Origin of the sequence: Microcystis sp. M113S1 (genome assembly GCF_020246945.1) — a bacterium.
In the GTDB taxonomy this organism is placed as follows: Bacteria; Cyanobacteriota; Cyanobacteriia; order Cyanobacteriales; family Microcystaceae; genus Microcystis.
On record NZ_JADBSA010000155.1, the window covers coordinates 1 to 4,754 of the forward strand.

The 4,754-nt window shown below is 41.5% G+C and carries 5 protein-coding genes and 1 pseudogene; all 6 read left to right on the plus strand.

Features of this window, described 5'->3' with window-relative positions; all coding sequences use genetic code 11:
* The first annotated feature begins 458 nt into the window (after positions 1-458).
* Complete coding sequence (locus tag IM319_RS07735; protein ID WP_287735200.1) at positions 459-1,592, plus strand: HetZ-related protein 2; 1,134 nt, start codon at positions 459-461, stop codon at positions 1,590-1,592.
* Positions 1,593-1,837: 245 nt separating this feature from the next.
* Positions 1,838-1,996 carry a hypothetical protein gene (locus IM319_RS07740; RefSeq protein ID WP_002776561.1) on the plus strand — a complete coding sequence of 53 codons (159 nt, stop codon included), beginning with the start codon at positions 1,838-1,840 and terminating at the stop codon, positions 1,994-1,996.
* 2 nt (positions 1,997-1,998) lie between these two features.
* On the plus strand, positions 1,999-3,582 hold the full coding sequence (locus IM319_RS07745; RefSeq protein WP_287735201.1) for a cryptochrome/photolyase family protein: 1,584 nt from the start codon (positions 1,999-2,001) through the stop codon (positions 3,580-3,582).
* A gap of 129 nt (positions 3,583-3,711) precedes the next feature.
* Complete coding sequence (locus IM319_RS07750; RefSeq protein WP_002802447.1) at positions 3,712-4,053, plus strand: translation initiation factor; 342 nt, start codon at positions 3,712-3,714, stop codon at positions 4,051-4,053.
* Positions 4,054-4,062: 9 nt separating this feature from the next.
* Positions 4,063-4,530 carry a TspO/MBR family protein gene (locus tag IM319_RS07755; RefSeq protein WP_286823612.1) on the plus strand — a complete coding sequence of 156 codons (468 nt, stop codon included), beginning with the start codon at positions 4,063-4,065 and terminating at the stop codon, positions 4,528-4,530.
* A 28-nt stretch (positions 4,531-4,558) separates the two neighbouring features.
* A pseudogene (locus IM319_RS07760) lies at positions 4,559-4,754 on the plus strand (hypothetical protein); the annotation flags it as partial.

The following is a 4,754-nucleotide window of genomic DNA, read 5'->3' on the forward strand; positions in this document are numbered from 1 at the left end:
GCTTTAACTTTAAACTCTAAGACAAACATTTTACGCAGGGGGTACTTAGATAAAATCAGTATAGCACAATAAAAGTTAAGTTAACAAGCTATAGTTTAAAAAGCCGTCCTAAAAGGACGGGGCTTTAACCCAAAATTTCGATAATTAGCGTTTGTCTAACTGTTGTTTATTAAAATTAATGGCTGTTCGTTACTCTTTATGCTAAATCAACATACAAGATGCCAAGACAACAATACTGGTTCTTCGTTACTTGGTATGGTTTGATCGGGGGGCATAAATCGACTAAATCCATATCTAGCAAGAGACTTAATTGATTAGTTCGTTCTAGTCGGGTGTTGGGTAAAATTGGCAGCGATCGGCTTTCTCCATGGCTCAGGTTCTAGCATATATCGTGTAAATGCGCTAATATTCAAACTAAAGCCGTCCTTTTAGGACGGGGTTTGGAACTCAATTTTTCGATGACGACAATAATCGACGAGTTAAGGCAACAATGGCAAGATCGCCTCTCGCAAACAGAGGATTCCTTAACCGATCGCCAACGGGAGACTATTATCAATTGGTTACTCGGTGAAGATAGCCAACGTTGGGAAAATTTAGATGGGAGAGATTTAGAAATCGCTAAACGGGGATTAGTCTATCTTTGGCAAATTTTACGGCAACGCTATCTCAAAGTTAGTCCCACCCGCGCCTATCGTAACCTGATCGATCGTCTCGGCGCTTGTGTCACTCTCCGGCAAAAAATTCGCACTTGGGTTTCCTTAAGTCGCGATCGTCAGCAAGCGGTGGCCGATGTCTTGCAAGAAGTTATTCAAGAGATGTTAAATAGCGATCGCTATCTGCAATCCCAGTTAGCATGGATCGCTCGTTGTACCAACGATCAAGCTACTCGCGATCGGCTGGTGTTAGCCACCCTAGAGGAATACGCTCTGCGTCCGATCCGCAATCAACCCCTGTTAGCCTATCGTTTTGTTAATTATCTCCGTCGTCAAGCGAAAAGCGGTATCACTAATGTGCCGCGGGAAGAAATGATCCGGATTCTCTCCGATGAAATTAGTGGCGATGAGGGGGAAAATAGCTTAAGTTTACTGGATCAAAATGCGATCGCTACCTACGAAGATGAACGCACTGGCCAAGAAGCGCAAATTCTCCGCGTAAAAGTTCAAGAGAGTTTTGCTAGGTATCTAGAGGAAAATGTTAGTCCGGAGGCGGTGACTTGGTTTAACCTCTATCTAGGCGGCCAAAGCCAAGATGCGATCGCCAAAGAGATGAATATTCCCATTCAACGGATTTATCGTCTCCGGGAAAAAGTTGGCTATCATGCGATTAAGGTTTTTGCCCTCAAGGAAGGGGCAGAATTAATCAGTGAATGGTTAGAAATCAGCCCGAAAGAGCATAATTTTGGCTTAACTCTCAGTCAATGGCAAATTTACTATGCAGCCCTTTCTCCCACGGGTAAAAGCGTTATCGATGGCTTAAAAGCGGGTAAAACCCTTGAGGAAATCGCCAGCGAATTAAACTGTAAACACACGCAAGTGGTCAAAGAATGGACGCAACTTTATCTAAGCGCCCAAAGTCTCAGGACAAAAACCTAATCAGTAATCAGTAATCAGTGATCAGTAATCAGTAATCAGTAATCAGTGATCAGTAATCAGATGCGAGTTTTAAGTGAGTGGTATTCAGTGAGAAGTATTATAGTCATTTCAGATAAGTCTGATACAGTCTAGACCGATCAAACCCTTATCAACTCTGGCATTCATATTCTCAATCTTAATTGAAATGACTATAAATGGCAGTTTCCCACTCCCCATCCCCTTTTTGATTTTTTACTTCAAGAAATATGTGGATTATTAGCAAAAAAGTCGGGGTATTTACCCATTATTTAACCCCTACGGGTACATTTACCCCCAGCATCGACAAAGCCAGTAAATTTTCTGCTCGGGAAATGGCGGATATTATGGCTAAAAAATACGGGGGAATAGTCGAGGCAATGAAATAATTATGACCATTGGCATTTGGATTTTAGGGGATCAATTATGGACAGGACAAGCGGCATTAGCTAATCGTCAAGCCTATGCACGGGAAACACCGGTTATTTTAATTGAATCCCACAATCATATTCGACAAAGACCCTATCATCAGCAAAAATTAGTTTTAATCTGGTCGGCGATGCGTCATTTTGCCGAAGAATTAAAAACTTTAGGATGGTCTGTAACCTACGAAGTTGCTGAAGATTTTGAACCGATTTTATCTGCTTGGATTGAACGATTAGGTATTAAAGAATTACAGATTATGATGCCTAATGATTTACCTTTTCTTAGATTAATCAAAAATCTGAATTTAGACTGTGTTATAACCCTAATTGATAATAATCACTTTCTCTGGACTAGGACAGATTTCAATAATTGGGCTAAATCTCGTAAAAGACTATTACTAGAGGATTTCTATCGAGAAAGTCGTAAAAAATGGCAGATTTTAATCGAGGATAATCAACCGATAGGAGGACAATGGAACTTTGATAAACAAAACCGCAAACCGCCCAAGGATGGATTAAAAACTGCTGCTCCTCTTTGGTTTGAACCCGATGAAATTACCCTTCAGGTTATCGCTGATGTAGAAGCTTTAGATATTCCTAAATATGGAAAAATCAAACCTTTTCGCTGGGCAGTAAACCGCAGACAAGCTTTACAGGTTTTGGAGCATTTTATCACTAATTGTCTGCCTAACTTTGGCCCCTACCAAGATGCGATGATAACGGAAGAAGAAACCCTCTGGCATTCCCTATTATCTCCCTATCTTAATCTAGGATTATTAACGCCATTGGAAGTGATTCAAGCGGCAGAAATTGCCTATAAAAAAGATAATTTAGCCCTAAATAGCATCGAAGGATTTATCCGTCAGGTGTTGGGATGGCGGGAATATATGCAGGGAATTTATCATTATCTGGGAGAAGATTACGCTAATCATAATTGGTTTGAGCATCAACAACCCTTACCGGCTTTCTTTTGGGATAGTAATCAAACCGAGATGAATTGCCTCAAACAAGTATTATCACAGGTGGAAAATACCGGTTATGCCCATCATATTCAAAGATTAATGATTTTGAGCAATTTTGCCTTAATTTTTGGTTGCTCTCCCCCAGCAGTTGAGAACTGGTTTCATAGTGTTTTTATCGATGCCTACGATTGGGTAATGCAGACTAATGTGTTGGGAATGGGACAATTTGCCGATGGGGGAATTCTCGCCTCTAAACCCTACGCCGCCTCGGCCAACTATATTGATAAAATGAGTGATTATTGTCGGGGTTGTGTGTATAAAAAAAATGAACGAGTCGGGGATTTAGCCTGTCCTTTTAACTTTCTTTACTGGGATTTTTTGGCACGACATCGAGAAAAATTAAAGTGCCAAGGTCGAGTTAATATGATTTTAGGTCATCTCGATCGAATGTCGGCAGATGAACTTAATCAAATGCGCTGCCAGTCCAACCAATTAAGAGCTATCAGTTGTCAGGAGTCAGGAGTCAGGAGTCAGGAGTCAGGAGGTGATAGGGAGATAGGGTTTTGGGGTGATAGGGTTTTGGGGTGATAGGGTTTTGAGGTGATAGGGTGATGAGACAACTTCCCCACTTCCCCACTTCCCCACTTCATAATTCATAATTCATAATTCCCATCTTCCCACTTCCCCACAACCCAAACCCACTATGATAATTGCTATATGAGTAAATCTAAGGAAAAAAACCGGATTGCCTATCAGGAATTTGGAGATCAAAGTAATTCCCAAGCTTTTGAGCGTTCCATTCCTGAATTACCGCCGAATCAGCAGAATTTGCGAGTACAAACCTCCCGCTCTGGTCGTGCGGGAAAAACCGTTACCATAGTTACAGGTTTTCAATGTCAAACCGAAACTCTGACTAAATTATTAAAACAGTTAAAAACTGCTTGCGGAACGGGTGGTACAGTTAAAGAAAATGCCATTGAGATCCAAGGAGATCATCGCCAAAAAATTCTACAAATTCTCATTGAATCGGGTTACAAAGCCAAAATTAGCGGAGGATAGCTAAAAATCATGATTCCCTCTTGGTTGCTTATCGGTGTCGTGGGATTTTTGGTCGCGTTAGGTGGGGGATTACTTAATTCTCGGGATGTACGTTGGTTTGCGCGATTGCGTCGTCCCGATTGGTTAACCTTTGAAAGATTAATCCCTCTTATCTGGACAATTATCTATATTTGTGGGGCAATTTCTGCTTATTTAGTCTGGGAAGCGCAACCGGCTAATCGCTGGTTTTTGATGGCTTTTTATCTGTTGGTGGAATTGACTATTACTGCCTATACTCCCGTCACCTGTAAACTACGCAGTCTCAAAGCGGGAACGATTATCGGAGGTACGGGTTTTTTCTTGGGTTGTCTTCTGGCGCTATTGGTTTTCCCTGTTTCTTCTTGGGCGGGCATCCTACTCCTACCCTACCTGATTTGGAGTCCGATCGGTACCTATGTGACTTGGGAAATGATCCATCTCAATCCTAGGGATGTCTAGATAGGGTCTGCTGAAAAAGTTTCTTGTGGTGTGGGGTGTGGGGTGTAGGGTGTAGGGTTTTACCGATTTTGAGGGGGTCAATTACCTAATTTTCAGGGAAAAAGTCCCTGAATTTTCCCCCCGATCACCCCCAGATCCGGTACTTTTTGATTGACAAAAAGTCTAAAAGTCTTACCCAACAAGGTTTTAGATTTATTCAGCAAGCTCTGATTAAATACTATAAA

Excerpts from the sequence above, each read along its gene's own strand:
- IM319_RS07740 (WP_002776561.1), top strand. The coding sequence starts at position 1,838 with ATGTGGATTATTAGCAAAAAAGTCGGGGTATTTACCCATTATTTAACC.
- IM319_RS07750 (WP_002802447.1), top strand. The coding sequence starts at position 3,712 with ATGAGTAAATCTAAGGAAAAAAACCGGATTGCCTATCAGGAATTTGGA.
- IM319_RS07735 (WP_287735200.1), top strand. The coding sequence starts at position 459 with ATGACGACAATAATCGACGAGTTAAGGCAACAATGGCAAGATCGCCTC.
- IM319_RS07745 (WP_287735201.1), top strand. The coding sequence starts at position 1,999 with ATGACCATTGGCATTTGGATTTTAGGGGATCAATTATGGACAGGACAA.
- IM319_RS07755 (WP_286823612.1), top strand. The coding sequence starts at position 4,063 with ATGATTCCCTCTTGGTTGCTTATCGGTGTCGTGGGATTTTTGGTCGCG.